Raw genomic sequence first — 2,355 nt, 5'->3', positions numbered from 1 at the left:
AGTCAGACCAGTCCATCCCCCCTCGCCCGCCTGCCAGGAGCCCGCCCAGTGCCTTCTGCCGGAACCGCCTCGCGCCGAGCCGTACAGCTCGTGGCGCTGCTCGCGATGCTGGTGTTCTTCGCCACCCAGCTCGTCGGAGCACTGCTGCCCGTCGTACCGCTCCTGATCGCCGCTTCGGCGGCGGGCCTCGCGCTCGACCTCTACCTCCAGCACCGCGACCCCGGTCTGGTCGCCGTCCTCGGCAAGATCCGCTTCGACGTCATGGTGCGGCAGCTGCTGCGCGACATGCTCGTCGTGATCGGCCTGCTGCGGGTGCACGGCGACGGCTCGCTGGGCGACTACGCGCCGCTCTTCGTGGGCCTGGTGCTCTTCTACGCCACGCACCTCGGCTGCCAGGCCGTCGCGCTGCTGGTCCGCCGCAGCCGCACGCTGCCGTTCCTGACCCGGAACATCGACGCCTCCGGCCTGGACCTGACCGCCGCGCCGCCGCGCCTGCTGGCCCGCCAGCACGGCCGCCGCCTGCTGCGCTTCGCCGTCCCGGCCACCGCGGGCCTGCTGGCCACCGTGGGCACCGAGCAGGCCCTGTGGGGCGAGCTGGGCATCGGGGCCGCCCTCGTCCTGGCCCTCGGCGGCGCCGGCTACCTCGCGACCTGGCTGGGCCGCAAGAAGCGCATCGCGAACGATCAGCAGGCCCTGGAGTGGCTGGACCGCTGGCTGGCCGACTACAAGCCCACCGTCGGCATGTACTTCTCGGGCGGTACGAGCTCCGCCTACCAGGCGAACATGTGGCTCTCCACCCTCGCCGCGCTGGACGGCAACCCCGTCATCGTGCTCCGCGAGCGCTTCATGATGCAGAAGATCGAGGCCACCGACGTGCCGATCGTCTGCATCCCCAAGGTCGTGCACCTGATGGCGCTGGAGAAGTCCTCGCTGAAGATGATGATCCACCCGGCGAACTCCGGAAAGACCTCCCAGGTCCTGCGGATGCCGTCGATCAAGCACGCCTTCATCAACCACGGCGAGAGCGACAAGCTCTCCAGCTGCAACCCGTACTCCAAGGCCTACGACGAGATCTGGGTCGCCGGCCCCGCCGCCCGCGAGCGCTACCAGCTCGCCGACATCGGCGTCGACGACCGCGACGTGGTCGAGGTCGGCCGCCCGCAGCTCGCGCCCATCCAGCCGTACGCCGGGGCGCCCGCGGCCGACGCGTGCACCACGGTGCTCTACGCCCCCACCTGGGAGGGCTGGGACGGCGAGCCGGGCAACACCTCGGTGATGCTCGCGGGCGAGAACATCGTCCGCGCGCTGCTGGCCGACCCCAAGGTCCGCCTGCTGTACAAGCCGCACCCGATGACCGGCTCCGTCGACCCGCGCGCCGGGCGTGCCAACGAACGCATCCAGGCCATGATCCGCGAGGCCAACGAGCGGCGGAGCGGTGCCCGCCCGGGCGCCGAGGCCGCCGCGGAGCTGGCGCACCGCACCGCCGAGCTGGACCGGCTCACCACCAGCGCCTTCCGTGACAGCGCCGACGACATCGAGCGGATGCTGCTCCAGGGCACGCCCGAGAAGGGCCGCGCCGCGACCGTGGAGGCCGCCACCGCCGCGTGGGAGGAGGCCTACTGGGCCTCGCTGCCGGAGTGGGAGCACCAGATCATCACGGGCCCGCGCCCGGCCCTGTTCGCCTGCTTCAACCAGGCCGACCTGCTGATCAGCGATGTCTCCAGCGTGGTCTCCGACTACCTGATCAGCGAGAAGCCGTACGCGGTCGCGAACACCAGCGGCATGGCGGAGGAGGAGTTCCGCGCGAACTTCCCCACCGTGAGCGCGGCGACCATCCTCACGCCGGAGGCGACCGAGGTGGAGGAGCTGCTCGCCGCGGTCCGCGACTCCTCGCTCGACGGCCTGGCGGACGCGCGCGCCGAGCTGAAGGTGCAGCTGCTGGGGCCGTCCGACCCGCCGTCGCTGGTCCGCTTCAACGCGGCGGCGCTGGCGCTGGCCGCGGAGGCGGACGCGCGGCGCGAGCGGATGGAGGCGCGGGCCTCCGAGATCCCGCCGCAGCGGGCGGATGAGACGGCGTCTGTCTGACGCGTCGATTTTTGACCGGGCGAGCTGCTGCTTCTGGTGGCTCGCCCGGTTTTGTGTTTCTGCGCCTACTGGGGTGGCTCTTGTGCTCGGCGTGCGGCTGCGGGTCCGGTGGGGGCTGGTCGCGCAGTTCCCCGCGCCCCTAAAGGGCAAGGCCGTGAAGTTATGGGGTGGGTCCGTGGCTGCGAGTGGGGTCTGGTCTGGAGGAACGCCGGACGCGAGAAGCGGAGCCCCGGTAGAACTGGCTGGTCCGCCAAGACAAGCCGTTCACAG

Annotated in this window: 1 protein-coding gene; it reads left to right on the top strand. The window is 71.6% G+C overall.

Features of this window, described 5'->3' with window-relative positions; all coding sequences use genetic code 11:
* Positions 1-48 precede the first annotated feature (48 nt).
* On the top strand, positions 49-2,085 hold the full coding sequence (locus tag K6I34_RS35785) for a hypothetical protein (protein ID WP_229332200.1): 2,037 nt from the start codon (positions 49-51) through the stop codon (positions 2,083-2,085).
* The last annotated feature ends 270 nt before the right edge of the window (positions 2,086-2,355 follow it).

The sequence above is a fragment of the Streptomyces sp. UNOC14_S4 genome, assembly GCF_020740835.1.
In the GTDB taxonomy this organism is placed as follows: domain Bacteria; phylum Actinomycetota; class Actinomycetes; order Streptomycetales; family Streptomycetaceae; genus Streptomyces.
This window is presented reverse-complemented; position numbering and strand designations above follow the sequence as displayed.